Genomic DNA, 26,722 nt, shown 5'->3' with positions numbered 1-26,722 from the left:
GATCATTCACAAACCCCGCATAAAGTTGAAAAATGGCATGCATGAAGAGCCTGATGCGCAATTACGCTCAAGCTCGCTTATTTAAAATAAACTGACTATCTCTCTACCTGGTTCCCTAGCCATCGCAAATATCCGCCCAACGCCTCGGCATATTTGTCCAGCAGTTTCAGACCACTTACGGAGAGCTCTTTCATGCGTTCAGAGCGCCCTTGAACACCGATTTTGTATAACATCAATAAAAACATCTTCCATTCCTTATAAATCTGCTCAAGCAGGAACATCGCTTCGTGATAGCCGGGACGAAGCACAAGACCTGCTTCCTCCGCATACATCTGTATAAATTCGATATGGCTCAGAATGCAACCAACACGCAAGCCGTAATACACTTCCTCACAGGACTCCTGCAGTTCCTCTTTACTCATGGTAACCCACTCCGCCAAATCCGAGATCACATGTCTGACAGCGTTGATCCCCCCTGTTTCAAGTGCTCTGTCCCAATCCAGGAACGAAGCGATATGGTCCATATAAGCACGCGTTACCACCGCATTGGGTGTCGTCCGATTGTCGGAAATCGGGCGGTAAAAGGTGATGCACGTACAGCCTTTTTCCAACTCATCCAATGCGACTGGTCCTTGGTACGTATGGATGCAGCCAGATTTGTCGCGCAAATGAGGGTCAACTACATAGGCCTCATTGCGCTCGACGTCCAATCCATAAAGCGTAACAATATGACCGCGGGCTGCATTCTCTGTATAAGCCCTGTGATAACTCAAACATCGGGTTCGTACTGATAACAACACAGGATATCCTTGTGCCAAACTGTCGATGCAGTCGTTCACAAGATTCACAGGGTATTCCTGTGAGGTGTTATGGAAGGAAAATTGCGTTTGAATCTGTACGAATGGCGTCGTAATTTGCTCCATCCTTTCAAACCAGAACGTCTTTGGGTCCCCAAGATAAGGAGTATTCATGCCGCCGCACAGAAAGAATAGCGCCGCCTCCGTCAGATTACTCCCCGAAACACGAAGTGCCTCCTGCATGTTCGCGAATATACAGTCATAGCCTTTTTTTACCTGAATATCTTCAATACATACATTCAAGCTTGCTCCTCCTCTAGACGTCGAACAAGTGTCGCGATTTGGTTCAGCGTGCACAGATTCTCGATCAGCATATCTTCCTCTTCGATCAAGATATTAAACATCAGTTCCAAGGCTACAACGAGTTCCACGGCAGCAAGAGAACCTAAACCATAGTTTCGCAGATCTTCATCCTCACTTAATCCAAGTACCGTCTCCTGATCCAGTTTCAAGACATCCGCCAGTTTATCCTTAATCGCATCATAATTGGTATATAGTGAATCCACAGTCATTTCACCCTCCTTCTCGTCTCGGTAACAACGCCATAGTGCAACGCCAGTAAATGCATTTGTAAGGACTATTGCATTTTGTAATGCTGCCGATATTCGCTCGGTGTAAGACCGCAATATTTTTTGAAAACGCTGAAGAAGTGTCGGACGCTCTCGTAGCCAACTTGCTCGGATATACGGTGTAAGGAATCCATCGAATCGCCCAGCATCAGTAACTTCGCCTTCTTAATGCGGTACAGATGTAAGTAATTGATCAGCGTCAGCCCAGTCTCTTTACGAAAGAGCGAGGAGATATAATTGGGATGCAAGTATACATGCTCGGCAATTTGATCGAGTGAAATATTTTCCCTATAATGTGTCTCGATATGACGGATAATTTTTTTGACGTTTTTGGACATTTGATCGTAGTCAACGCCCGGGACCGTTTCTTCCCAGTCTGATGAGGCATGAGAGTTAACCTCATCTTCACTTTCCAGCAGCTCGAGCGACAGATTCGTCATCACATCATAAAGCTCTGCCTTATTAATCGGCTTCAACAGATAATCAATCACTCTACAGCGTATGGCTTGGTGCAGATAGGCGGGATCATCGTATCCAGTCAGAATGATGAAGCGATCGCATAGGCCGCGCTCACGCACTTTTCGTATCAGTTCTAGTCCGTTCATCTCCGGCATCTGAATATCCGTAATAAGCAAATCGGGACGGAAACTCTCCAGCTTTTCAAGCGCATCAAATCCATCATACGCACTGACAATCCGCGAGCATGGTGTTTGCCCTTTCTCAATGATATTAATTAGCCCCTTTAACATAAAGGGCTCGTCATCTACGATCATCAAGTTAAGCATGCTATCCCTCCTCAAAGTTTTCGTAAGAAAACTGGCTTCGTAAGCATTAGCTGTACATACGGATCGATTCGGATCGATTTGGTTCGATTCCGCTGTACCCATTATTGGAATTTTATTCTATCTATTTAATTTTAGCATTCTGCTTAAAATTTAAGCAATATGATCAATTGGTTATTTGTCGGTGTACAGGCGAACGGGACCATACAGGCCGCCGGCCGCAAACGCCTTTTCCCAATGCTCAGGCATTGAATCTGGCTGCCAGTACGACACTTTCGGATTCGTTGATCCACCGACATTACTTGACGGGCGGCCGATTTCATAATGGGTACCCAACGTGTTCGTCACTCGAATACGCAGATGATGCGTTCCCGGGCCGCAATCAAGCTTAAATCGATAGGGGCCCCATGCGCGTACACCGAGCGGTTTGCCATTCAGCCATATCTCCGCCGTGCCGCGAACATGCCCCAGCTCTAGTACCGCGTTATTGCCCTCATGCCATTCGAGCATCGACTCGTATTCAACTACGCCACTATGATGGGGCAGACACAGTGCAGATCTCCAATCGCCGAGTTGGCCTTGCACCTTCGCAACCTCGAACCGAATCGGAGCGAGAAGCACGTCCGTCTCTGTACTCATATCACTTGGCACGATGCGAAGTGCAGCCATTGTACCGGCCAATTGCGCTTCGAACCGCGCTTGGCTGTCACGTATTGCTTTCTGCTCGCCGTCTATCCAACATTCACACGCTCCAGCGCAGATAACTTGAAGCGCCGTGGCGCCCGCCGGGAGTAGGAAGCGTAGCCAGATCGCTTTCCCAAGCTGAGATGTGTCGCGGACGAATGGCAATGGCTGAGACGTCGGTTTGGCATCCGGCATCAGCCAGCCGACATTCGGCAAAGGATGGGTGCGGCCTGGAAGCCACATCGTCTCCGTCTCCGCAAACTGTAGCACGGCTTCATGTAGAACTTCGGAGAACTGTCCCTGTTCATTCAACCACAATGGCCCCGTGCAGAACATTTGGTTGCTTCCATCCACACGCTCGATCACGCCGTCTACCATGGCCACACCTTGGCCCTCTGGCATGACAAGCTCGATGATATTATCGCCGCCATGCCAATACTGCGTCAGATCAATCTCTTCTTGACCCTGTCGGATATAAGGATTGAAATCGCCATGCTCAGACATTTGCTTGCCGTTCACATAGAGCGCAACGCGTTCCTTCGCACAGAAAATGACTCGTACGCGACTGATAGCACCTTTCCCCTTCTCAGAAATCGTGTACGACAACCGCGTTTTCGGATTAGGGGTTGGCGAATAAATCCACTTCGGCAGCGGCTCTTGTTCTTCCTCACATAAGGTAACCCCTGTACGGATCAATCCATTGGCCAAAGCCTCCGCACACAGCAGCAGCGAATTAGCTCCGTGCTTCAGGTTCACAGCAGAAGTTTGCTCTTCAGGACCGCCTCTGAATGTGATCCGTTCTCCATTCACCCATAGGGCTATTGCCGCATTACTCTCCGTGCGCAGCCAATACGTCCCGGCCTTGGGCGTTACGACATGCGTTCTCGCCCATATCTTATTGCCAAGATCCGCCATGCCCAAATTTAAAAACTTACGGGGAACTCGGCCCATACGTCCCGCCCATGTTCGGAACGACAGATCTCCCAGCGTATTGCTGTAGACGACCCGCCATATGCTGCTTTCATCAAAGCTCTGATCCCGAGATGCTTCCCAGTAAGCAGCCTCGCTCCATAGTCGCTTCTTCCAGACCGAATCGTCAAAGTTACTCACATGCCAGTTAGCTGCTATACCGTCTGCTTCGCTCTCCTCGCACGCGACAAGCAGCTCACGGCGCTCGATCGGCGCAAAAGCCGTTTGCCCGCCATGTAAATCAAAATCCCCATAACGATTATCCAGCGTGGACACTGCGAGTACCTCCCAGTTATGCAGTTCCGCCATCGGGCACTGCTCTGCAGGAAGTGCGGGTACTTCCGCCGGCTGCGCCAATCTGTCCGATGGGGGCGTGGATTGGCTGAACACTTCAGCCTCCTTATGATCCCATGGGCATACGACGAATGCAGCTGGCCAGTCGTCGAACTCCACTTCCAGCTCAACCCATTCACCGTCCCTGCTATAGGAAATGGGGGATACCTGCCCACTCACCGGATCCCACAGCTGCGGATAGCCTGCAGTGCGCAGACGATAGCGCGCGCTCTGCAGAGGCCGTGCCCCCTCACTTGATGGTTCGTGCATCGGCAGCAGCTCTCCCGCTTCCGGCAGCAGAAGGAATATATCAGCGTCCTCTGTCCTGCGCATCAACGGCATATTCGGCCCTTTTACGCGACCCAGTGATTTCGATTTAAGTATTTCCAACGCTTCTTGGGTGGAGCTGACATAGATAGCTCCCTCCAGCACGGGATCATCCTCTCCACACTGTACAGCAATAACCAACCCACCGGTTGCAACCCAATCTTCCACCTTCGCCAAGGCAGCATCATCCATCAGAGTTGTCCCGCATAGCAAAAGTGCTGAGAACGATTCGTCGCCAATTCGGAGCTTGCCATCCGACACCTTTGCAATCTCCAATGCGGAATCGTCCGTCACATCAAAGTCGATGCATGCGGAGCGAAGCGCACCCGGTTGATTTCGCTCTTTGCGATTCCAACGGCCCGTCAGCGATTGGTAAACCTCTTGAACATGCGCGATCCGCTTATGCGGCATCATATTGGCGACGGCCATTGGATGCTGGAGTGGCCCTCCGTCTGACAGCGACATCCAGCCGCATGCCGCGTGCGAAGGATAATGAACCGCAACGTCGGCAACATGCGTTCCTTGCGTTAACAACCAGCACGCACGGCTGACCGTGTCGGCAAACACGCCGTAATGCTCATAATACGGCTGACGCCATCCCGTGTCGGGTGGTGCCCACTCCCACCATCCGCCACGCGTACTGTAATAGACCGAGTGAGGACTGTAAAGCGTCACACCAGACTGCAGCCAAGGCACCAACCAGTGCATCGTCTCCTCCATCGTTCCGCCCCAACCGCTCGTATGGAAAGACTCCAGAAACACGCGTTTGCCTCCATGCAAATGAACCATCGAAGCATGTGGCTTGATCTCGCCGTCCATATCGCTACCAGCTGCATTATACCAGCGATGCGTGCGCATATAATCCAGATAAAGCCGTTGCGCACCGTGCAGATCGGCGCGACGAGCAGGTCCGGCCTGGTCGCAGCACTGCAGCATATTATGGCGCTTGTGCCACTCATATTGCAATTTGAATACCGCTTCCTCCGCCAGCTCGGTCGCTAGTTCGTAAACTCGCCTGCGTATAAGCGAAGCCCCTTCCATGTCCTCAAACAGTGCCGGCAATGCGGCAATCAAGTCCTCTCCATACCGCTGGTCATACAGCTTGGGAAGGCTATCCGTCCATAACGGCATCGATGGAAGCTCATCCTGAAAGCTGCCGCCAATTGTCCGGCCTAGCTCATTCGGAAAACGCCGTTCAAACTCGCCGTAAATCCGATCATATAATTGCTCTGTCGCGCTCTTGTCGAGCCAATTAAATCCTTGCCTAACCGTGATGTAACGGTAGCCGCCGATTTCAGTTAGCAACACTGCGCCTTCAGTCAGCTCCTCACCGTGCGCAAGTCTCCGCAGCTGGTAACCGGCCCATTCCGGATGCTCTGCGACAAGATGAGCTGGGAAATTGGTTCCCGAAAAACCAATTTGGTCGTAGAAGAAAATGCGCATACCCAGTCTTTGTGCTTCACGCAGAGCCACTTCGAACATAGACCACCAGCGCTCGCTAAAGTATGGCGGATCGTCGGCAACGCTTCCATATTGAGGACCCGTCGGCGCAATATTAATAATGCCGATATTGCGCAAGCCTCCGCTACGGAATTTCTGTAATTGCCATCGAATGCGTTCCGGTGTTACTTCCTCCGCACTCCACCACCAGAAAGGCACTGGACCGAAATCCGGATCCGGTGAAGCAAAGCTCTCGCGCAGATTCTTGTAATTCATGTGAGGATCCTCCTAAAATTTAAAAATAAATGACTCGACTCAATGGCCGAAATGCGTGCGCATTTCGGCCATATCGGCAAGCATTCACTTTTGTAGCGTTTACATCAAGATACGATTAAAAGTTTTTCTGATATTCTTTATACTTCTTCGTAGCCCAATCTTCCAACTTCGCCAGTCCCATACCTTCGGCCTTTTTCATCATCGCTTCGTAATTCGCTTTGGCTTCTGCTTCTGAAGCAGACAAATAGATTTTCAATTCCTCTGTCGTCACCATGTTTGTGATTTGAGCCTCAATCACTTGCTCTTCTGTATCTGGTTCTGTAGCAACTAGACCCAGTGCAGGGTTGAACTTAAGAGCGTCCCTATTAGCAAGGCCCCATTTCGTCATTTGAGAAGTCGGGCTATAACGTTGTAGTGCTTCGTTAACGCCGCTGCTGCCAATCAGACCCCACCAAACAACACCCATTTTCTTTTGAATTTCAGCGTTGTTGAAATCATATTTCATAACCGGATATTTCTCTGCTTCGTTATATTCCCAATCTTCGCCCTTAATACCGTAAAGTCCAAGCTTTTGTCCTTCTTCACTGTACATGAACTGCAAGAATTTAATTGAAGCTTCTGGGTTTTTGTTCTTTTTCGTAATATACATGCCTGCCCAGCCGGATCCACCCATCGGAACACCCGCTTGGTCGCTAAGCAGTTTCGTCACTTGCGTCATTTTGAATGCTGCCCCAAGTTTTTCCAATTGCGCGTTGGTCGCATCCGCATTACCGTGGCCATGGGCAAAAGCTTTACCGTTTAATACCAATTGATCATCTTGCTGAGCGTCTTTAAAGGTGAAGTTCTCAGCCGTCATATATCCTTTGCGGTACAGATTGTTCATGTACAGGTAGTAATTCAAATAGTTTTTATCTTTCAAGTAGTATTTCGCAGCACCGTCTATGTCCACGAAGCCTTTGGCTTTCTTCAATCCGAAGTTGATACGTAGATTTTGACCGATTTGATCTTTATCCCACACGAGCGGCGTCATATCCGGAAACTGAGCTTTCACTTTGCCCAGAACCGCGGTGAGATCATCCAAGTTATTCAGTGGGGGATTGCCAATTTTCTCCATAATATCTTGACGGAAAGTCAAACCGCTCGTACCTGGTATTGCTTTTGGATTTTCTTTCCACTCTTGCTCCGTAGAGTATGCATTTCGTATCGTATAGAAGTTGCCGTCTGGCATCGTGTTGACGCCCATACGTTCTTTACTAATTTTGAAATCCGGCGCATACTTCTTGATTAAGTCCCCCAATGGATAGGATACATTACTGACGGCCATGCGCGTCAGATCAGTAGCTGTATATACCAAATCAGGTAAATCCCCTGAAGCGATCAGAAGCGGAAGCTGTTTATCGTCCGTAGCAACCTGAACGTTCAGCTTAATTCCGGTTTTCTTAGTAATTTCTTCCGGAACCTTGCCACTCCAGTCTTTCAGTGACCACCATGGCATATTGACGAACACCGTAAGCTCTACAGGTTTTTGGTCAGCTTTCTTAGCTTCTTGCGTGGCAGCTGGTGCGGTACTCGCATTGCTAGTTTCCGTACTGTTGCCACTGTTGGCGCTTGAACAGGCTGTAAGTAACATCATCCCTGCAAGCGCTATCAACCCTGTCGATTTAAAAACCTTCTTCATTGAATTGCCTCCTTTTTATCTCTACCTTAAATTATATGTAAAACGGAATAAAACCTCTTTTTTATTTGTGGTTTTATTCCGCGCGCCACCAACGTCATACACTAGAGATCAAACGGATGCTGCTTAACCCTTTACAGAACCGATCATAATTCCTTGTACAAAGTACTTTTGTAAAAAAGGATAGACAAGCAGGATCGGTATAACTGCGATAACCATGGCTGTCACCTGTATCGAAAAGGTTGTCACACCCGTAACGGCCGCAGCGTAATCCGCAGAAGCCATATCCGTTGGAATCATCCCCTGATTGATAACTTCCATCATACGGTAGGTTAATGGCCGGAGCGAATCCTTATTGACAAAATAGGCCGAATCCATCCATGAGTTCCATTGGCCTACGCCTATAAACAATCCCATTGCAGCAATCAGCGGTTTGGAGACGGGTAGGATTATTTTCAAAAAAATAGTTAAATCCGAAGCCCCATCTATTCGCGCCGATTCCTCCATCTCCGCAGGTATCTCACGGAAGAATGAGACCGCAATAATGAGGAAGAAGATTGTCACTGCACCCGGAACAATATAAACCCAAAATGTATTGAGTAATCCTATGCTGCGCAGTACAACGTAATAGGGGATAAGTCCGCCCGAGGTGTACATGGCAATGATAAAAAATGAAAAGTAGAACTTCTGAAACACCAGATTACGATACGCCAGACCATACGCTGTCAAACACGTAAAAAAGATCGTGACGGCCGCTCCGATACCTGTCCTTATCACGGAGACCCCAAAAGACTTAATCCACTTCGGGTCGCTGAGAAACTTCTCATAATTGTTGAAGGTAAAATCCCTTGGCCAAAAATAGATGCCGCCCAGCGTGGTGTCAAGCCCGTTATTGAACGAAATAATAATTAAATAGTAAAAGGGGTACATCGTAACCAGCGCAATGATGACAAGCAAACTAATATTTACAGTGTCAACAATGCGATCTTCGATCGTTCTGCGATGCATAATTGACTCCTTTCCGCTGTTAAAACAAGCTGTTTTTGGTGACTTTTTTGGATAAGTAATTGCTTCCGAATACAAGAATGATAGCGATTACCGATTGTATTAAGTCGATTGCCGTCGCATAAGCGTACCGTCCTTGCGCTAAGCCCATCTTAAACGCATACGTTTGCAATATTTCCGAGCGTTCATTATTAATCGAATTACCGAGCAAGTAAGATTGCTCAAAGTTGGATCCAACAAGGCCTCCACCGAGCATGCTTCCAACTGCGAGAATAAGTACGACGATAATCGTGCCACGAATACCAGGCAGTGTGATATGCCAGATGCGGCGCAGTCGACCGGCTCCATCCATTTCTGCAGCATCATACAGCGTAGGATCAAGACCGCTGATCGCTGCGAGGAAGATAATCGCCCACCAGCCCGCCTCTTTCCACATGGCCGTCGTGACTGCTAGTCCCCAGAAATAATCCGGACTGGACAGGAATGGAAGCGAATCCTTCACAAGACCTAATCCCTTCAATAAATCGTTTACAATACCATTGTTGGTCGACAAGAAAACAACCAGCAACCCAGAAACGACGATCCACGAAATAAAATGGGGAAAGTAACTAACCGTCTGTGCAAAACGCTTAAAGAACTGATACCTCACTTCGTTAAACATAATGGCCAATAAAATGGGCATCGGGAAGGTAAAGACCAATTTCAAAAGACTAATTGCCAGCGTATTCGTTACAATCTGCTTGAAATTGTAAGCGTGGACAAATTCATTGAAATATTTAAGCCCCACCCATTCACTAGTAAAGATTCCTTTAATGCCTGTCGAGATTGAATAATTTTTAAATGCCATCAAAATGCCGAACATCGGCAAGTAATGGAAGATGAAGACAATCAGCATTCCCGTTAAAACGAACAAATGAGCATATTTCTGTTGAACAATTGCATGCCAGATGGATCGTTTTGCCGCCGTGAGCTGCTTAGTCCGTTGCGATGTGCCTACCTTCGTTAGCTGCTCCAAACCAACCTCACTCCTCTCTCTCCCCCGACTCAATCTGCCGTTTGGAGAATATGACTTTATTGTATAGTCGATAAATTGACATGAATAGTGTTGAAAACTTAAATAACAGCGTTCATTTTTAAGGTATTTGTAAGCGTAAACAAATTTCCCAATCCCCAAATTTGTGAAGTGAATATTTTTAATTTTTTTGCTTAATATTCAGAATTAGAACGCTTTCAAAAGTATGATATAGTTATATCTTTCCTATTATTAGTCAGAATTCTTTGCGTTTTCTCAAGCTTACGATATAGGTTTTGCATGCTAATTCTAAGCAACATTTCAATCTTTATTTCGAGTTTCGCACGTAAACTCGATTACGCCATTGAACTACTGGCACACACCTTCCATGGCGCCTCACCAGTCGCCCACAACGCCTCCAGCGACTGGTGATCTCGAATCGTATCCATACAAGACCAGAAACCTTCATGCCGATAGGCCATCAGTTGACCATCGCGCGCAATGAGATCGAGCACATCGCTTTCCAAGCTGTCGGCATCTCCCTCGATATAATCCAACACCTGCGGTTCCAGCACGAAAAATCCACCATTGATCCAGCGTTCTTCCTGATCCCGTTTCTCTTGGAAAACCTTCACTTGATCTCCCTCGGTCAACATCGTGCCGAAACGTCCTGGAGGGCGTACTGTGGTTACGGTCGCTAGCTTACCGTGTGATCGATGAAAGTCCAGCAGCGCCCTTAAGTTGATATCCCCGACACCATCGCCATAAGTCATCATGAATGTTTCGTTTCCAAGCCTAGATCTCAACCTACGCAACCGTCCGCCGGTCATCGTCCGCTCCCCAGTATCGGTCAAATGTACTATCCAATCTTCGCTGCCGTTACCAGACTTACTAACCGCACCAGTACGCATATCAATCGTCAAATCACTCGTATAATGTGAATAGTGCAGCATATAATGCTTGATCATTTCGCCTTTATAACCAAGCGCGAGCTCGAATTCACCGAAACCCTGAGAGCCGTACAGCTTCATAATATGCACCAGTATCGGCAGTCCTCCGATCTCGACAAGAGGCTTTGGCTTCACGTGCGTTTCTTCAGCCAGCCTTGTACCGAGCCCACCGCACAAAATGACCACCTTTGTCATCGTCGTTTCCCCTGCTTTCATATGTAGAATAAAACTAGCGCTAGCTATTTGCGCTGGTATAGCTTCTGATTGCGCGCTTCCAAAGCAATCGGCATAGAACTAAAAAAAGTACCGGAGCAATGAAACCCCAAATCATCATATAATTCGGCAGCCTTCCCATTACATAGAAAGGAGACAAATTGGTGATGAGAAATACCGGAAGCAGAAAGCTTCCGACAAACTGGAGACTTTTACTGTATATGGTCATTGGCATATAGTTCATGTCCCATAAAAGAGCAGACGCATCATTAATTCCTTTCGACTGTACTGTCCAGAATGATAACAGCGACGGCAATAAGAATAATGCGTAATTAAGTATGACCCCACAGATCGTAAACATCACATACATCAAGACATTATCTATCGTCACAGGCATGTCCAATCGCCGCCAAGCAATCACGATAATGATGATTCCTGCAATGATATTCGTCGATGACAACCCAAAATTTAATTTAGTCAACGTCGAAATAAACTGGAGGGACACCGGTTTGGTAATCATCATATCCAAAGTACCATTTCGAATGTGTCCGGGGAGCCGGGCGAAATTAATATAAAAGAACAAACAATAAATACCTGTCATAAATGTAAATGACCCCACACACAGTAGAATGCCATCAGGTGTCAAGCCATTAACCGTTACCCCTGCGCGATAGACAACTAGCACATAAAGCAGTTTGATACATAAATAACCAACTTCAATAGACGCCCCAAAAATAAAATTCACACGGTATTCCATTTCAGACATGAAACTGTTCTTGCAAAAAAGCCAGTAAATATACAAGTAGCGTTTCGTCTGCTTCAACAATTCGCTCATCTGTGTTTCCTCCTGTTTAGCCTCCAACCGCTTCATATCTGCGCATCCCTGCTTGCCACAACAGTTTCGAAACGAACAGGAATACAACTAGCCAGATCAGTTGGATGCTCATTCCAGACATGATACTAATACCACTTACTTTGCCGCTTAAGATATTGACAGGGAAGTATATGACATATTGAAACGGGAGCCATTCAAGCACCCGCTGTACTGGCGCATTAAAAATATCAATCGGAAACATACTTCCACTAGCTATGCCTGCAAGTAAAGTAAAGGTAGCAAAAATCCCCCAAGCCTCGATAACCCAAAAACTAATTGCGCTGATGCAATAATAGATCGAGAAGTTTAAAAGTAATGATAACGGAATCACGATGAGATAGCCGATAACCGCCTGCCACATGAGTTGAAAGTCAAGCGTGACATGCAAAATAGCAATTACAATTGCATTAATCACAACCAGTACCGCAATCCGAATACTTTTGTCGCCAAGAAATTTGAACACACGAAAGTAAAAATAAGAGATCGGTTGCACGATGAACTTGTTCAAACTACCTTCTTTCACATCCGTGGCAATCTCGCGCTCGAACCCTGCAGCTACAACTGTAGAAGTGAGAATCGCTAGAATGGAATAGGCAATCATCTGAGAATAGGTATAATCAAATACAGTAGCGGATGACGAATTGCGGAAAATAGATGTCCACAGATAACATTGGATGACAATCGGCAGCGCGCCGCTAAACAGCCGAATAAAGAAATCAACACGATACTCCATTGCGCTGAGCGCACCCATTTTAAAACATTTAGCGTACGTTTTCCATGGAAGTGGAAGCATCGGTGTTAACTCCTCTCTCGTACAGACGCGCTATGCCTTCTTCAATTGGAATATCCTCTATGGTCAGATCTACTACTGGGAAATTCGCTAACAAAGACTGTGCACATGACTTAAATTGCGTACGGTCTACCTCAATATGGACATAAATACCATCATAGGACTGAATTTTTCCATAGGCTCGGAAGCGGCCCACTTCCACTGGCTCCTCTAATTGCAGCTTGATCACTTTGCGGTCTCCAAGCGTGTCATTCACCCTGGCAAGATCCCCATCGTAGACAACACTACCGTTGTTGATCACGATCGTACGCTTGCACAGAAACTGGATATCCTCCATATAGTGGCTTGTCAAAATAATGGTAGTGCGTCTCGCCTGATTATACTGTTTCAAAAATTCTCGAATTTTGCGTTGAGAGATGATATCCAGACCAATCGTCGGCTCATCGAGAAACAATACTTTCGGATTATGGAGAAGTGCTGCAATAAGTTCCATTTTCATCCGCTCACCAAGCGACAACCTCCGAACCTGTACATTCAACAAATCTCGCACTTCTAGCAGCTCCGTTAGCTCTCCTAGTGTCCGCATATATTGATTATCCTCCACCTCATAAATTGCTTTATTGAGATGGAAGGACTCACTGGCTGGCAAATCCCACCACAACTGATTTTTTTGGCCCATAACGATCGAGAATTGACGTTTAAAAGCTTTTTGGCGCTTCCATGGGTTGTACCCGAGCACGCTTGCTTCCCCTGCGCTCGGATACAAAATACCGGAAAGCATCTTCAATGTGGTTGTCTTACCAGCCCCATTAGGACCAAGAAAACCTACAATTTCCCCTTCTTCGATTTCGAAGGAAACCTTGTTAACTGCTTCCTTATACAGCTTTTTGCGTGCATACAAGTTGGTTAAAGAGTGACGAAGACCCACTTCTTTTTTGTAGTATTCAAATGTCTTGCTCAAATCCTTTACGACAATGGCTGGCACGTGTGTCATCTCCTTCAAAGAAGCCATTTCTGTCTATGAATCGGTCATACCTTTCGGCTCCTGTCTTGCAAAGCCGATTGGTAAATGGTATCAGCGATTACGATGCGCTCCTTCACTTGGTTGAACGGTTCGCTTGGTTTTCCCTGTCTCAGCGCGTCGCGAATGGCGCTTAATTGATTTGTGTAGTAGTTCATCGGATCGAACTCTATGTGTTCACGATGTCCGCCATCTAACCACTCGATCGTTAGGCGGATCTTGTAGTGTCCGACATTGGCACGGAAGAAATCGCCCAAAGTAACCGTCGCTTGTTCGAAGTGGCAAACATGCTTGGACTTGTATGGCATTTCAAATGAACCTATGAAGGTCGATTCCAGGCCATCAGGGAATGCAGCCTTCGCATGAAAAGTCCAATCGCATCCATTCGGACCTGCGAAATCGGACTGGCCGGAGAACCGGCCGCCTTCCAACCCGTGGATTGCCTGAATGAATTGAAGCCAATAACAGCCAAGATCACGAAATACACCGCCACCTTTGGTAGGATTGCTTCGATAATTTCCACGGAAATTGTCCTTAGGGGTAAAGCTAATCCTCGTCTCCGTCTTTAACAACCGCCCGTATCGGCCGTCTTCGATCATGGATCGAAGTGTGTGCTGCCAAGGATGATGCTGCACCATCAGCCCTTCCCATATTTGTACATCTGCCTCTTCAGCCGCCCGTTCGATCCTCTCCCATTCGGTCAAATTCGAACAAATCGGCTTCTCAACCAACAACGCTTTGCCCGCTTTGGCAGCACGAACGGTCCATTCCTCATGCAGTTCATTGCTTAGCGCGATATACACAAGATGGACCTCTGGATCATGGACTAATTGCTCGAAATTGTCATAAACTTTCGCAATACCGTATTCCTCGGCGAGTACCTGCGCCTTCAACACCGTCCGATTCGCCAGTCCTGCGACTCGAACCCCCTCAACCTCGCGTGCTGGTTGAAGCAGGGCACGTGGCAGAATAGCCGGACATCCTAAAGCAGCTACAACGATCTCCTTGTTTTCGAAGATACTCATATATGCTTTATATTTGCAGAGCTCGTCAAGTAGAGCACACTGCATTTGGAACAGGCTGGCGTTAGTTCCGTATTTATTTTTCCACGTATCCGGTCGTACTGGTCAGAATGCCATAGCTCGCGCAAGCCGCTATTATTTAAATTGCCCACGGTGAATTCCGAGAAAAATTTGCACGCAGAGGCACTCCCGTCGGGCAGGACATCCACTCGCGTAGACAATGCTAGACACTTATCGGCACAACGCACATTCATAACTTGGCCGCGAACGAAACTTTCAATTTCATCGGGCTCAAGTCCCGGTTGAAATCGAATGCGCGTTGTCCAGCTGCGGCTTTTAATCAGCTTTAAATCATCCAACAAGGCAGGGACATTGTTTGGATTAATTTGATATTTAAATCCATGCCAGTTGCATTTCCGATCGCTAATATCCGTTAACCAATCGAAGTTCTTCGTGAAATACTGATCCATCTCTTGAGAAGCCTCATCCGAAATAAACCAGGGGAAGCAAAGCAGTACGAAATCAATTCCGCTTTCTTCAAAGAAGGCCATCAATTCCGGTAATCGACCAATCATATAATCGTGAATGACGCAGTGAACGGAAATACCGCCTTTAAAGACGCCTTGCTCCCGAAGCTCGGTCAGCTTCTGGATCTGCTCCATGGTTTTGCCAAACGAACCTTTGCCCCTGATTAGGTCATGTTCCCTCTCAAACCCTTCGATCGCGAACAACAGCTCCAAATCCTTACCTAGAGCGAGAAGACCATCCATATGTTTGTCAATCAGCAAGCCATTTGTGCAAATAAGGGTTTCCCTGCGATCGGCAGCCACTAAGGCTAATATTTCACTAAACTTGCGATGGAACATTGGCTCTCCGCCCCATAAGTAAAGCCTCGATTTCGCATCCCTTGTCTCATCCAGAATATTCTTGATGATCTGTACATCGATATCCAAATTTTGCTGTTCATCATCCATATCATGATGATAGCCGGTTTCGCTCCATTGATAGCAATGCTTACAGCGCAGATTGCAACGATTCGTTATCTTGATACCGATAGATTCGGGCATATCCGTTTTGTATAAACTGTCCATCTCCCTGCCTTTGCGCGCCACGACAACGTTGCGAACGGTACGCTTCAAAGAATCAAACAATTCTTTATCCACTTTCAATTTGCTGGTCGGTTGCATGAAATCACCTCTTTCCATGGAATCGTTTTCACCTTACTTTGGCTTTTCGTTGTAGAACAAACAACACCCCTGACAGATCGGAAGCAATTCCTTCTTCAAATGATTACGGTATTTGCTATAACGCGGACCATTCCAAATATCCAGTAAAGGCGTCTCGTTCACATTGCCGAGTGTCAAATCATAAAAAGCGTGACATGACGTCACATTGCCGAGCGCATTCACCTCCGTACTGATCCATGGAAAGACACACCGTTTCTTCACCTTCGACATCTCGTGCCAATTGGCAGTGAAATACTTGCGAATATCTTCAACTGTATTGAATTTAGGATACAAATTCACGAAGATTCCCCTACGATCACACTCTTCCTTGACAGCTTGCACTTGATTGAAAATCCCTTCAAAGTCCATATCCGCAAATTTACTGATATCTTGTACAAACCCACGGGCAATCGGAGCGCCTTTGACATCGAATTTCTCTTCCAGCAGCTTCACATACTGGTTATGATTCTCCTCGGTTAGATACGATTGCATTTCAATACTGATACAATCAAGCTTAGATAAGTCGATGCTTTCAAAAAACATACGGGTAATCTGCTTATGGTTAGAAGGCGTCACAACCATGTTGAGGCCAATTTCCATATTGGATTCGGGTCTTGCCTCTCTGGCTTCATACAGCTTTTCGATACCTCGTTTTGCTTTCGCAAAAACGCCCTTTCCTCGCTGCTCATCATTGAATTCCTCCGGTCCATCCAGCGAAACCCAGATGCGGTCAACATTGTACTTGACAAGCATTTCCGCTTTGCTCGCTAGCAGCGTCCCGTTTGTCGGCATTTGCACTGTACTTCCATAATGAGTAATCAATGCCAACAACTCTTCGAGGTGCGGATACATCAGTGGCTCACCACCGTATAGATCATAAAATGGCTTTGCGTGACTGCACGATTCGACAATCTGCTTAACGACGTTTATATCCAACTTAGACAAAATCGCCTTCTCGTTGTATGCACCGCTTTCTCCCCATTCATAGCACATTCTACAACGCAGATTACAGCTCTCCAGCAGTTGCAGGAATATCCAACGCGGGGCGGAGTTTCCAAAAGTCGGTTTAGTCGATTGTGCCTCCATTTTTGCTTCACTCATTCTCATCACTCCCTATGTGTATGCCAGATTTAATTCAATATATGGAGTCCTAGTTCCGCAAATATCTCTTGAAGACGGGTCTCCACTACTAGACACTCTTCTTCCATTCGATAGACAATCGCCGCATACAAACGGCCCTTTCCTGGTACATTGAGCGCGCTGCCCGCAAGTAAAGTATTGGCCGACAACGGCACGATACCAGGCATTCCACACTTCGGATCCCATAATAACTTCTCACGACGGAGGCAATCGAGAATCTGTTCATACGATGGCTCATGCGTATAAGAAATACTGTAATACGTTAACATAGATTGCATGCCATGCCTGGCAACGAATGCATCAATCCCATTCTTCATATGACTCATCGACTTGCGTGCATTAATCTCCACGATCGGCATCCATTCATTTCCCTCAAGCCGCATCGAATCTACACAAACATCTCCCCAGTAGCCATCCGCATACATCGATTTTCCGATTTGTTCCATGAGTTCCAGGTATCCAATCGCTTCTAGCTCCATGTGGAAGGCATCATTTGGTGTTACAATACCGCGAAAAGCAAAATCACGATTGATCATCTGCTGCACGGATACCAGCCGGAAATCACCTTTCTCCGAGAGATGGAATAGGGTGGAAAAGTCTAACGTCTTCGGCAGTAAGGGCTCTAAGATCAGACGAGTATGACACCCCTTCTTCTCCTGTGCAGCCAAAAAGCTGGCAATACGTCGAAGCACTGACTCTTCACATACGTGAATGATACCCTTGCCAGATACGCCGTAGTCGTCCTTAATCAGCATGGGACCTTCCTTAAGCATCTCTAGCGCCATCTCTTGCAATTCCTCTGAGCTAGTTGCTATGCGCGCAGGATTAGGAATTCCTAGCCTTGAACGCATATCTGTGGAATAATGTTTGCCGTTCACCCACCGAATGATTTCATTCTCCGGCTCGCTGTACACAATCCCCAGCAACTCTGACAGTTGCTTATGGTGGGGAAGCACAGCGAATGAATTGAACGTACAATTAAACGGCAACTTAGGAAGATTCATCATGTCCATATTTTCGTCTGCCGTATCACAAATGACATTCGTAAAATCAAATCCGATTGAAGCGAGATAGTCCAAATGCGCACCATGCATCGGCTGACTCGTCAACACATAATCGCCCGAGCGGGATAGGCTGAACATAAGTTCATCCATCAAGCCTACAATTCGCTCTGCTTGTTTGTCTGCAACTTGAGGCAGCTTCGACAATCCCTGCTCCCGCCAAAACCGTTCCGCATTGAATACGCCGCTAAGCGCTAGAGGACTCTTGGTCTCGCGCAAGCTCTCCATCTTATTCTCGCTCTCTAATGAATGCACAAAAGGCCTCGATTGAACTGAGATGTTCTAGGTCAAACTCATCGAAATCGAATTCGACTCCGAACTCATCTTCGATACGGAGAATAAAGTTGACTAACTGCAACGAGTCCAATCCTGCATCTTCTGTAATGCTGGAAGTTGCGGACAGTGTTTCAGCCAAGGAAGGATCTTCCTTCATCTCAGCAATAATTTCAGCAATTTTCTTTTCCATTGTAGCTCCTCCTGTTATCTGTTCCATCTCGACTAACTCCTCCTCAATTGGGTTGGCAACACGAATTCCCTCTTTCCCAAGCAATATCGACCGTCGATTACCTGCACACGTTCGAACAGCAACTGCCGAGCAGTAAACTCCGGCCAAGCCGTCACCAGAGCGGCCAGATCGCGTCCTTCCAGCGCCTCCTCTAATGAGTGCGCATAGCGGATTGGGAAACCGTAAACATCGCGAAATCGTGAAATGGCTAGCGGGTCGTAGGCAACAATATCGGTAACACCAAGCTCTAGTAGGTGTGTGATAATATCGGCTGCTGGCGTCTCGCGCACATCGTCGCTGCCTGGCTTGAACGCCAGACCAAGCACGGCAACCTTAGATTTAGGCCCTGCTGCAGCTACGACGCGCTCCGCAAATGCCCGCTTCGTGCGGACGTTCACCGCCAGCACCCCTCCAAGAAGTGTGGACTCACGTCCTATCTTCTGGGAGTATCGGTACAGGGACAAGGTATCCTTAGGCAGGCAGTATCCTCCGAAACCACAACCAGGATACACATAGCTCGCCATCCCCCCTCCTTGCCATCGCCCATCCGCATGAAGCAGCCGAAATGCTTGCGAGATATCGATTTCCGGGCTGCCTTCTGCAAGCGCAGCCAGTTCGTTGGAAAAGCTGATCATCGTTGCCAGCAGTGCGTTGGAGGCCATTTTGGTGAATTCTGCAGTCCCAGGCGACACGGCAAGCACAGGAGCACCAAACGGTTCATACAGTTGCTCAAGCTGACGCATACTATATGCGTCACATGCTCCGATCACAATCCGATCGGGATGAATAAAGTCCTGCCATGCCCGCCCCTCTCGCAAAAATTCCGGATTATGTGCAAGTCCAACGGACTCGCCGACCATATGACCGGAGTTCTTTAACAGAGGTGCGAGAACATCTGTCGTCGTCATTGGCGGCACGGTCGACTTGATCACCAACGTACAGTAACTATCCTTCCTCAGCAGCGGAAGCGATTGACGAATCGCACCTGTCAGCGCATCCAAATCCGCTGCCCCGTCAGGGCGGCTCGGTGTACCGACGCAATAAAAGATGATTGAGGTATGTTCAAGCGCTTCGGCCAGCGTATCGCAAATGATCAGACCGCTTCCAAGCAACTCATGCAGTTTATCCTTAAGTCCTGGCTCATGAAACGGCACTTCCCCGCTTTTCAGCTTCGCCCTTAGATTGGCATTCGAATCGTAGGCATACACCAGCCTGCCTGTTTGCGTTGCCAAGCCTAGCGCCGTCGTCAGACCGACAAATCCCAAACCTATGACAGCGATCATAATCGAACACCTGCCGCATCCTGAAGAAACGACAGATAACGTCGAACCCCATCATATACGCTTATGTCGGGTGCATAGCCGAGTACCTGGCGTGCCTTGGTTAAATCAGGGCATCGCCGCTGCGGATTATCGGTCAAGTACTCGCGATCGGCGGCTTGCTCCATACGGATGACGCCACGATACCCTGTCAGTTCTTTGCCTGCCTCGGCATAGATGGAGGCCAGCCCTGCAACTGACAGCTCCTCTGCGTCCATTCCGATGTTGAAGGTGTCGAACGCGCTGTGAGTCAACACCTTCAACATGCCGGGTATCGCGTCGGCGATGTAGCAGAACGTGCGTGAAGGACGACCGTCCGAATAGATGACGATATCTTCCCCTTGCAGCACATTGCGTGCAAAGTCCGCCGGCAATCGGCGATCCTCCGGCCGCATGCCAGGTCCGAACACATTGAACGGACGGACAATTCGAACGGGCAGACCGAATGATGTCGCATACACATAGCAGAATGTTTCACCAAGTCGCTTTGACTCATCGTAGCAGGCTCGTGGACCGATACTTGGTACTTGGCCTAGATAGGTCTCAGGGGTAGGAATCGCATCTGCCGAAGGACTGCCGTATACCTCACTGCTGGAGAAGAACAGCAAGCCTCGCAGCGTATCCGACTGCTTGTAGAAGTTCAACAATCGCTCGAGACCGTACACATTCGCTTTAATGGTCTCGAGTGGATGTTGTCTGTAGAAAGTAGGTGAAGCGATTGAGGCCATATGCAGCACATAGTCTGCGGACACGGCAGAGCCGCAAGAGCTTAGCTCATCATTTGCAACATCGTAAACATGAACCTCTAGTTCGTCATGTCCGCTCCGTGCCGACTTGATCCATTCGGGCTCTCCGAACAGGAAGCGATCCAGCAGCACAAGCTTGCGCAGGCGGATACCGTGCGACTTGAGTCCTAGAAAAAACTGCGTTAAGTAATACCCGAGGAAACCTGCTCCTCCGGTTAGGACGACCGTTCGTTCATGAAATTGGGCAATCGAGCCAAACTTGTCAAACATGTGGCACAGGTCCTCGCGCAGCACATCTGAAGCAGACAGCGGGCCCAGGCAGAGGACATTCCCGGCTAACTGTGGATCGTTCATCCTTCACTTCCCCTTTCGTTACGAGTTAAATGCCGCAAAAGCATGGGCATACTCCTCGATATAATCTTTCGCATTCGCTCTGGCAGCTAGCAGCCGTTCATGTAGAGGACGCAGCGCTTCTCGCGAATATCCCTCCGCTTTCCAGTCGGCCATCGAGATACCTAAGCCAAGCTTTTGCCATAAGGTTGCATTATGGGCTTCGTGACTGCCGAATGGATCCAGCATGATAAGCGGCGTTGCTGAGGCAAGCGAATCCATTAAGGTTCCTGCTCCCGGCTTACTGATAATCCCGCTGGCCTGACGGATAATACCATACAATCCGTGATGCTCTAGCGGAGCTTTATATACAGGCGTCTCATCTGGCACAAGTTCGGCAAACGGCGGGAAGCCTGGCGTACTACCAGGAGATGTCTCCCAAGCCTTCCATTTCGGATCATTCATAAACCAGCGGTTGCCATTCATTTCTTGCCCTGCTTCTTCCTCCAGATAGGCGACAATATCCAATGCAATGCCTAGCCGTTCAAGCTCCTCGGCCTCGTTCCGGTAAGTGCCAATGCCCCACCCTCCGCCATGTACAACATAGCTCAGCCTACGGTTGTCATACGGTACCGTTTCCTCTTCTCCAATCGGAATACAGCGCTCGATCTCTCCAATCTCAGCACGGTATAGCCAGACCTCTCGGTATCTGGATTTGAAGTCCGAAACAAACTTTTTCATACTTCTCCAAGAAGGTGAGTAGTCCGAGTCGACATACAGCAGATCAACATCAGGTGCTCTGTGACCTTTACTGATGCGATGCTCTCGATACAAATCGAGAATATATACCCAATTCCCGGATAATGCGATGAAATGCTCGCGTTCCTCAAGATCCCATTGTTCAATCAATTGCTGTGCAGCCCTTGCATCAATGCTGTCACGTATATCCTTAGGAAGCCTGGTTGCCAGTTGGGCCGCAGCAAAATGATGGTGATAAGCTGCTTTACTGTCATCAATTCGACGCTGCTTCTCTGGATCCAGTACCGATTCAAACACATATATATCACTTGATATGCCGAATTTCTCAAGTCCTCTAGCTACAAGTATGCCTGGTATATAAAAGCCAAGTCCGAAGCCTGAACACAGTATCGTCACATTACGATTCATCATGGCCCTCCCGTTTACGCAATATCATCACAACATCCGTATTAGGGTATTTGAAATTATAATTCGTCATATGAATCAGCCGCTTTTCGATCACGGATTCCAGTACCAAACCGTCTGGCATATTTTGGAGGATATGTTCCTTCAAACTTTCTATCGTGAATTTCCAGACAACGCCGTCGATCGAAGAATTAATCATATAGGCTCCTGTCATTTTCTCGTCTGCACTCGTTTTCTGTATCGACACTGGATCGGCAACGATGACGATACCTCCAGCCTTCAGCACACGCAAGGATTCTTCCAACGCTTTGCGCGTACGGCGAATATGATGAAAACAACGGGCAAACAACACAACATCGAAACTTTCATCTGGAAACGGAGCTTTACAAATATCCGCATGTACATAACTGTCGAATCGTCCCATGCGCTTACCCAGCTTCAGAGATGGCAGATTCACATCCAAATTCGTAAAGTGAATGTTCGTATTGTTGCGGTAATATTTGTTCAGCAATCCAGGTCCGCAACCTACTTGCAGCACCTCGCCTGACATTTCGGGCAGCACATCAAATACACGTGAAGGCTTCGGAAAATTCTGAAGCAATAGCTCAATTTCATAGATAATCGGATGCTTATACATAAATCGAACAAATTTACTCGTATAAAAGGGATTCTTCATCTTTTTCTTAAGACGTAAGAGATCATAGCGGTTAAGGTAATAAATGGGGGATAGCCCAACAAAAAATACGATGGAAGCCAGTTGTACGATATAGATTTGAAGCGCAGCCCATACGCCGGTCTCTGTGACCAACGCCTGTCCAGTTATGGCTGCGGATTTGCGTCCATCCTCCATGAATCAGTTCCTCCTTCTATTTTTTCATTACCGCTGAACAACCAACATAGTCTACCCATTCATTTTTTTCTCGATTAGGCCGGATAGTTTTCTGATCGAAGAAAAGTTTTTGAATAGTAGTTCTTCTGGTTTAAAATCAATATTGAAAATATCCTCCAGATCAACACTCAAAGCCATTAAATCCATAGAATTTAAGCCCAGTGCAATTAAATCTTCATCTAAGTCGATGTCCTCTTGAAACTCTAATAGCTGTTTCACTTTAATCACAATCACATCCGCGATTTTATTAACAGCATCCATAAATAACCTCCTGTTTTATGTATAATTACTTGCTAGCGCATCATACAAGTTATCTTCGGCACGGATGATATTTTCCAACAAACCGGTATAGATAGAATCAAACGCCCAATGACCTTTGAGCATATTATGCATCATGAACATTTTCGTACTTTCAATGGCCTCAATGCTTGTCTCAAGATCTGCCAGTACATTGTTTTTAGATTCAAATGGGAAATCACTGATTAAATATTCGCTTAGGATCTGCCTTCTCTGTTGCACTAAATTTAAACCGATCAGAATTTTATTTTGTTCAATCCGTTTAAATTCATCGTTTAACAGAATCGGTTGCTCCTGTGTCAATGCACTTAAGAATAAGCAAGCTTCTTTGTTTGTATAGGTATAGCCTGTGTTAGTTTTCTCGACGTCGGAGGATCGGTATTTCCGCACACTCTCTTGGATCATACGAGTTACATAATCAGAATGTGAATGCGTGATGAAGTCATGTAAGTTCTCCTTATTCACATCAATTGTAAAAAGACTCGCCAAAAGATGTAACGCATCCATCACATCTTTTTTATTGATCATGCCAACTTCATGGTTTTCCGGAAACGGTATATAATTTTCAGCATGTAAATCATTAGGACTGTCCACGTAATAGATATGATCTTTATCATGCCAAATTAAAAGGATGACATGTCCTGGCCTAGTATAGTCACTCTCCTTAACCTGATAATGTTTATTGTATCTTTTAAAAAATGGAAGTCTCGACGTGATTGTTCTTAAGAGTACATACTTGCCATTACTTAAGTAATTTTCGATTTCCGAAAGTGCTTTAACTGAATCCCCTTTATTGATAAACACATGATTAATCGCAATCACATCAGAAAAATTTAATTCGTCACTATACATACGAATATGTTCACCCTGGTGATCCGTTGTAAGCTTGTATGTCAAATCGCCTACAAACAATTTGGTTAAATGGGCATGGTCGCCTGTATAATTTTGCTTTGCTGCTAAATAAACAGCTCTTTCAACGCAGTTATTGACTCTTCCAACAACCGTATCACCTTTCAGAAAATTCGAGTGTATCGCATTTTCCGGCATTGTCATTTCACCTCTTTTTATACTGGGTAGAAGCATCGTCCACTTCAAGGAAAGCGTTTACACACAACCAATTTCACACCCCCTTTTTTCTGGAAATTATGCTTGATCTTTCTTATGTTGTGATCGTAGCAATATTAAATTTTCTAGTCAATGTTGAAAACAAATGAACAATCTTACTATTTATTACTCTAACATTGTAATTTTCATCACTGCCGAATGCCATAATCGCATGCTATGATACTAGTAAACCTTAACTACGAGGTGAACCATATGGATAGCAACAGAAAAGTATTGCCAAGAACTGAGCCTCTCCTCAGTACTTGTCCTGACGAAGCGAATCTGTTATCGATATTGTTAAATTACGAAGAGTCTCACACCTGGGTGTATACGAACTTTATCCAGTTGCAATTCATAACGAGAAATTATAATGGCACCTCCTTTCCAATTAAACATTACTCCCCTGTATTAAAAAAAGTATGTCCCTACGTGATTATTGAATCCATCGGCAAAAAAGTGATTGATACGTATTTCACTGAAAATAAATTCAGTGATTTTGTCATCAAGGCGATCGATGACGATCAATATGTGCAAACCTGCCTCAATCATACACATCTATCTAACTCAAACTTTAATCAAAGCCACGCCATTTTTATTTATGGCTATGACAAAAACACAGAAACGTTCCTCGTCGCCGATAATGGCTTTGGGGAAGGTCAATATGCTACCTCCACTTGTACATTTGAGGAACTAAACAAGGCCTATTATGAAACGAATGCCCGGTATGATGTAAACATTCAAATGGGCGGCAAAGTTGAACTCTTTTTATACAACAAAAAAGCCCCAAGATTCTTGCTAAACATATCCGCCATTCGTGATCAAATCAATGACTATTTATTCTCGCTGAACTCCGATTCAAGAATTAACACGTTTAGCTGCAATGAAATATACGGCATCTCCATTTACGACAAGTTGCTCCAACATGTGGAACAGGTGAAGGCTCAGAATACCTGGTCCCATTACCGCCCCTTTCATATGCTGATGGAGCATAAATCGCTCATGGTGCATCGGTTAACCTATTTAAGAGATCATCACGGAGTTTCCAATTTGAATGCCGTCATTGACGGCTATAAAGAATTGCACAAAATTTGCAAAATCAATGTAGCCTATAACCTTAAGTATGAGTTCACGAGTCATTCCCTGAACTTGGATCGAATCATCAAAAATCTTACTTCCATCATGGAAAATGAAAAAAAACTACTTGTACTATTACTAGACGTGCTGTCCAATCAACACACAGAAGAACCTGTTTCATAAATTTTATTCAGGGAGAGATCAAGATGAATGCTATCCATATCGTAACAGCCATTAGTGACGAATATTGCAGGCATTTAGCTGTCATGCTGCGTTCGTTATTCGAACATAAGAAATTGGATTACAAGGTAAATCTATATATCTTGAACAGCGGACTCTCTGAAAGAGTCATGAATACGTTAAATGATGCCACTCAGGACTATCCTTTGCAGATTCACTATGTCGTTGTCGACCGGTCCATGTATAAGGGATTAGTCGAGCAGCCGCATATTAGTTTGGAAGCTTATTTCCGTATTCACATCCCCGAATTGTTAAGTCAAGATGTCAAGAAAGTGATCTATATCGATCCAGATACGATTATCAAGGAAAATATTTATGATCTGTGGAATATCGACATCAGCGATTATAATTTGGGGGCCGTAGAATGGGCGTTCGGAGACAATCGGATGAGCATATTGTCCATCCCGGAACAATATGGGTATTTTAATGCAGGCGTCTTGCTTATCAATCTCGAGAAGTGGAGAAAAGAAAACGTTGCGCAGCGCGTTTGGGATTTCTTGAACAACAATCCTGACAAAATACGACATATGGACCAAGACGCATTGAATGCGATATTGTATGATAGTCGGCTTTCGCTCGATCCCAAATGGAACTATACAACAGGTCATCTGTTACTGCTGCGTTTGGATATCGCCCCTGCGATCATTCATTTCAGTGGCCCACGGAAACCTTGGACTCAGGGGCACCCGCTGGAAGAGGAATATTTTAACTATCTGAGAAAAATGAAGTGGGATTATGATCTGTTGTTTGGGCTTAAATCGCCCGCTCCCGTCCAATCCTAGGTTTCAACAACAACAATCCACCTTGCTTGCCAGATACCGATTCAAT

General features: G+C 46.4%; 24 protein-coding genes. 2 read left to right on the top strand and 22 right to left on the bottom strand.

Features of this window, described 5'->3' with window-relative positions; all coding sequences use genetic code 11:
- Window positions 1-95: 95 nt before the first annotated feature.
- The 22 genes from A8708_RS29950 to A8708_RS29845 form a co-directional block, all read right to left on the bottom strand.
- Entirely contained in the window at window positions 96-1,100 is a 1,005-nt protein-coding gene (locus A8708_RS29950; protein ID WP_068669904.1) for a BtrH N-terminal domain-containing protein, read from the bottom strand.
- The gene (locus tag A8708_RS29945) at window positions 1,097-1,369 is read right to left on the bottom strand and encodes an acyl carrier protein (RefSeq protein ID WP_068669902.1); all 273 of its coding nucleotides are present in this window, start codon (window positions 1,367-1,369) and stop codon (window positions 1,097-1,099) included. The genes A8708_RS29950 and A8708_RS29945 overlap by 4 nt, the downstream gene beginning before the upstream one ends.
- Window positions 1,370-1,434: 65 nt before the next feature.
- Complete coding sequence (locus A8708_RS29940) at window positions 1,435-2,211, bottom strand: response regulator transcription factor (protein WP_068669900.1); 777 nt, start codon at window positions 2,209-2,211, stop codon at window positions 1,435-1,437.
- A gap of 171 nt (window positions 2,212-2,382) precedes the next feature.
- Window positions 2,383-6,237: a hypothetical protein gene (locus A8708_RS29935; protein ID WP_068669899.1), complete on the bottom strand. Its 3,855-nt coding sequence runs from the start codon at window positions 6,235-6,237 to the stop codon at window positions 2,383-2,385.
- Between the two features lie 115 nt (window positions 6,238-6,352).
- Entirely contained in the window at window positions 6,353-7,915 is a 1,563-nt protein-coding gene (locus A8708_RS29930; protein ID WP_068669897.1) for an extracellular solute-binding protein, read from the bottom strand.
- A 123-nt stretch (window positions 7,916-8,038) separates the two neighbouring features.
- Window positions 8,039-8,920: a carbohydrate ABC transporter permease gene (locus A8708_RS29925; protein ID WP_068669896.1), complete on the bottom strand. Its 882-nt coding sequence runs from the start codon at window positions 8,918-8,920 to the stop codon at window positions 8,039-8,041.
- Window positions 8,921-8,939: 19 nt separating this feature from the next.
- A complete protein-coding gene (locus A8708_RS29920) occupies window positions 8,940-9,932 on the bottom strand; it encodes an ABC transporter permease (protein ID WP_068669895.1) in 993 nt (330 codons plus the stop codon).
- Between the two features lie 353 nt (window positions 9,933-10,285).
- The gene (rfbF, locus tag A8708_RS29915; RefSeq protein WP_068669894.1) at window positions 10,286-11,074 is read right to left on the bottom strand and encodes a glucose-1-phosphate cytidylyltransferase; all 789 of its coding nucleotides are present in this window, start codon (window positions 11,072-11,074) and stop codon (window positions 10,286-10,288) included.
- A gap of 40 nt (window positions 11,075-11,114) precedes the next feature.
- Entirely contained in the window at window positions 11,115-11,927 is an 813-nt protein-coding gene (locus A8708_RS29910; RefSeq protein WP_068669892.1) for an ABC transporter permease, read from the bottom strand.
- 16 nt (window positions 11,928-11,943) lie between these two features.
- Window positions 11,944-12,759, bottom strand: a complete 816-nt coding sequence (locus A8708_RS29905; protein ID WP_068669890.1) for an ABC transporter permease — start codon at window positions 12,757-12,759, stop codon at window positions 11,944-11,946.
- Window positions 12,728-13,741, bottom strand: a complete 1,014-nt coding sequence (locus A8708_RS29900) for an ABC transporter ATP-binding protein (protein ID WP_068669888.1) — start codon at window positions 13,739-13,741, stop codon at window positions 12,728-12,730. Before A8708_RS29900 ends, A8708_RS29905 begins: the two co-directional genes overlap by 32 nt.
- 44 nt (window positions 13,742-13,785) lie before the next feature.
- Window positions 13,786-14,802, bottom strand: a complete 1,017-nt coding sequence (locus tag A8708_RS29895) for a Gfo/Idh/MocA family protein (protein ID WP_068669886.1) — start codon at window positions 14,800-14,802, stop codon at window positions 13,786-13,788.
- On the bottom strand, window positions 14,799-15,986 hold the full coding sequence (locus A8708_RS29890; protein WP_068670031.1) for a radical SAM protein: 1,188 nt from the start codon (window positions 15,984-15,986) through the stop codon (window positions 14,799-14,801). The genes A8708_RS29895 and A8708_RS29890 overlap by 4 nt, the downstream gene beginning before the upstream one ends.
- 33 nt (window positions 15,987-16,019) lie before the next feature.
- The gene (locus A8708_RS29885; protein ID WP_239696897.1) at window positions 16,020-17,126 is read right to left on the bottom strand and encodes a radical SAM protein; all 1,107 of its coding nucleotides are present in this window, start codon (window positions 17,124-17,126) and stop codon (window positions 16,020-16,022) included.
- A 29-nt stretch (window positions 17,127-17,155) separates the two neighbouring features.
- On the bottom strand, window positions 17,156-18,454 hold the full coding sequence (locus A8708_RS29880) for an ATP-grasp domain-containing protein (RefSeq protein ID WP_068669884.1): 1,299 nt from the start codon (window positions 18,452-18,454) through the stop codon (window positions 17,156-17,158).
- A gap of 1 nt (window position 18,455) precedes the next feature.
- Window positions 18,456-18,692, bottom strand: coding sequence for an acyl carrier protein (locus tag A8708_RS29875; protein WP_068670027.1), 237 nt, complete (start codon window positions 18,690-18,692; stop codon window positions 18,456-18,458).
- 32 nt (window positions 18,693-18,724) lie between these two features.
- On the bottom strand, window positions 18,725-20,014 hold the full coding sequence (locus tag A8708_RS29870) for a UDP-glucose dehydrogenase family protein (RefSeq protein ID WP_082927897.1): 1,290 nt from the start codon (window positions 20,012-20,014) through the stop codon (window positions 18,725-18,727).
- Window positions 20,011-21,150 (bottom strand): NAD-dependent epimerase/dehydratase family protein, encoded by a 1,140-nt coding sequence (locus A8708_RS29865; RefSeq protein ID WP_068669880.1) that lies wholly within the window; start codon window positions 21,148-21,150, stop codon window positions 20,011-20,013. Before A8708_RS29865 ends, A8708_RS29870 begins: the two co-directional genes overlap by 4 nt.
- A gap of 18 nt (window positions 21,151-21,168) precedes the next feature.
- A complete protein-coding gene (locus tag A8708_RS29860) occupies window positions 21,169-22,293 on the bottom strand; it encodes a hypothetical protein (RefSeq protein ID WP_082927896.1) in 1,125 nt (374 codons plus the stop codon).
- Complete coding sequence (locus A8708_RS29855) at window positions 22,283-23,140, bottom strand: class I SAM-dependent methyltransferase (RefSeq protein ID WP_068669876.1); 858 nt, start codon at window positions 23,138-23,140, stop codon at window positions 22,283-22,285. Before A8708_RS29855 ends, A8708_RS29860 begins: the two co-directional genes overlap by 11 nt.
- Window positions 23,141-23,191: 51 nt before the next feature.
- Window positions 23,192-23,440, bottom strand: coding sequence for a phosphopantetheine-binding protein (locus tag A8708_RS29850; RefSeq protein WP_068669873.1), 249 nt, complete (start codon window positions 23,438-23,440; stop codon window positions 23,192-23,194).
- A gap of 15 nt (window positions 23,441-23,455) precedes the next feature.
- Window positions 23,456-24,523, bottom strand: coding sequence for a hypothetical protein (locus tag A8708_RS29845; protein WP_068669871.1), 1,068 nt, complete (start codon window positions 24,521-24,523; stop codon window positions 23,456-23,458).
- Window positions 24,524-24,793: 270 nt separating this feature from the next.
- On the opposite strand from A8708_RS29845, the gene A8708_RS29840 reads away from it, so the two are divergent.
- Window positions 24,794-25,837 carry a hypothetical protein gene (locus A8708_RS29840; RefSeq protein ID WP_068669869.1) on the top strand — a complete coding sequence of 348 codons (1,044 nt, stop codon included), beginning with the start codon at window positions 24,794-24,796 and terminating at the stop codon, window positions 25,835-25,837.
- A 23-nt stretch (window positions 25,838-25,860) separates the two neighbouring features.
- Entirely contained in the window at window positions 25,861-26,676 is an 816-nt protein-coding gene (locus A8708_RS29835; protein WP_068669867.1) for a glycosyltransferase family 8 protein, read from the top strand.
- The last annotated feature ends 46 nt before the right edge of the window (window positions 26,677-26,722 follow it).

Origin of the sequence: Paenibacillus oryzisoli (assembly GCF_001653565.1) — a bacterium.
GTDB lineage: Bacteria > Bacillota > Bacilli > Paenibacillales > NBRC-103111 > Paenibacillus_E > Paenibacillus_E oryzisoli.
This window is presented reverse-complemented; position numbering and strand designations above follow the sequence as displayed.

What these genes read in the sequence shown, in the direction of transcription:
- A8708_RS29945 (WP_068669902.1), bottom strand. Translation starts at nt 1,369, where the DNA reads ATGACTGTGGATTCACTATATACCAATTATGATGCGATTAAGGATAAA.
- A8708_RS29940 (WP_068669900.1), bottom strand. Translation starts at nt 2,211, where the DNA reads ATGCTTAACTTGATGATCGTAGATGACGAGCCCTTTATGTTAAAGGGG.
- A8708_RS29935 (WP_068669899.1), bottom strand. Translation starts at nt 6,237, where the DNA reads ATGAATTACAAGAATCTGCGCGAGAGCTTTGCTTCACCGGATCCGGAT.
- A8708_RS29930 (WP_068669897.1), bottom strand. Translation starts at nt 7,915, where the DNA reads ATGAAGAAGGTTTTTAAATCGACAGGGTTGATAGCGCTTGCAGGGATG.
- A8708_RS29925 (WP_068669896.1), bottom strand. Translation starts at nt 8,920, where the DNA reads ATGCATCGCAGAACGATCGAAGATCGCATTGTTGACACTGTAAATATT.
- rfbF (WP_068669894.1), bottom strand. Translation starts at nt 11,074, where the DNA reads ATGACAAAGGTGGTCATTTTGTGCGGTGGGCTCGGTACAAGGCTGGCT.
- A8708_RS29910 (WP_068669892.1), bottom strand. Translation starts at nt 11,927, where the DNA reads ATGAGCGAATTGTTGAAGCAGACGAAACGCTACTTGTATATTTACTGG.
- A8708_RS29905 (WP_068669890.1), bottom strand. Translation starts at nt 12,759, where the DNA reads ATGCTTCCACTTCCATGGAAAACGTACGCTAAATGTTTTAAAATGGGT.
- A8708_RS29895 (WP_068669886.1), bottom strand. Translation starts at nt 14,802, where the DNA reads ATGAGTATCTTCGAAAACAAGGAGATCGTTGTAGCTGCTTTAGGATGT.
- A8708_RS29890 (WP_068670031.1), bottom strand. Translation starts at nt 15,986, where the DNA reads ATGCAACCGACCAGCAAATTGAAAGTGGATAAAGAATTGTTTGATTCT.
- A8708_RS29885 (WP_239696897.1), bottom strand. Translation starts at nt 17,126, where the DNA reads ATGAGTGAAGCAAAAATGGAGGCACAATCGACTAAACCGACTTTTGGA.
- A8708_RS29880 (WP_068669884.1), bottom strand. Translation starts at nt 18,454, where the DNA reads ATGGAGAGCTTGCGCGAGACCAAGAGTCCTCTAGCGCTTAGCGGCGTA.
- A8708_RS29875 (WP_068670027.1), bottom strand. Translation starts at nt 18,692, where the DNA reads ATGGAAAAGAAAATTGCTGAAATTATTGCTGAGATGAAGGAAGATCCT.
- A8708_RS29870 (WP_082927897.1), bottom strand. Translation starts at nt 20,014, where the DNA reads ATGATCGCTGTCATAGGTTTGGGATTTGTCGGTCTGACGACGGCGCTA.
- A8708_RS29865 (WP_068669880.1), bottom strand. Translation starts at nt 21,150, where the DNA reads ATGAACGATCCACAGTTAGCCGGGAATGTCCTCTGCCTGGGCCCGCTG.
- A8708_RS29860 (WP_082927896.1), bottom strand. Translation starts at nt 22,293, where the DNA reads ATGAATCGTAATGTGACGATACTGTGTTCAGGCTTCGGACTTGGCTTT.
- A8708_RS29855 (WP_068669876.1), bottom strand. Translation starts at nt 23,140, where the DNA reads ATGGAGGATGGACGCAAATCCGCAGCCATAACTGGACAGGCGTTGGTC.
- A8708_RS29850 (WP_068669873.1), bottom strand. Translation starts at nt 23,440, where the DNA reads ATGGATGCTGTTAATAAAATCGCGGATGTGATTGTGATTAAAGTGAAA.
- A8708_RS29845 (WP_068669871.1), bottom strand. Translation starts at nt 24,523, where the DNA reads ATGCCGGAAAATGCGATACACTCGAATTTTCTGAAAGGTGATACGGTT.
- A8708_RS29840 (WP_068669869.1), top strand. Translation starts at nt 24,794, where the DNA reads ATGGATAGCAACAGAAAAGTATTGCCAAGAACTGAGCCTCTCCTCAGT.
- A8708_RS29835 (WP_068669867.1), top strand. Translation starts at nt 25,861, where the DNA reads ATGAATGCTATCCATATCGTAACAGCCATTAGTGACGAATATTGCAGG.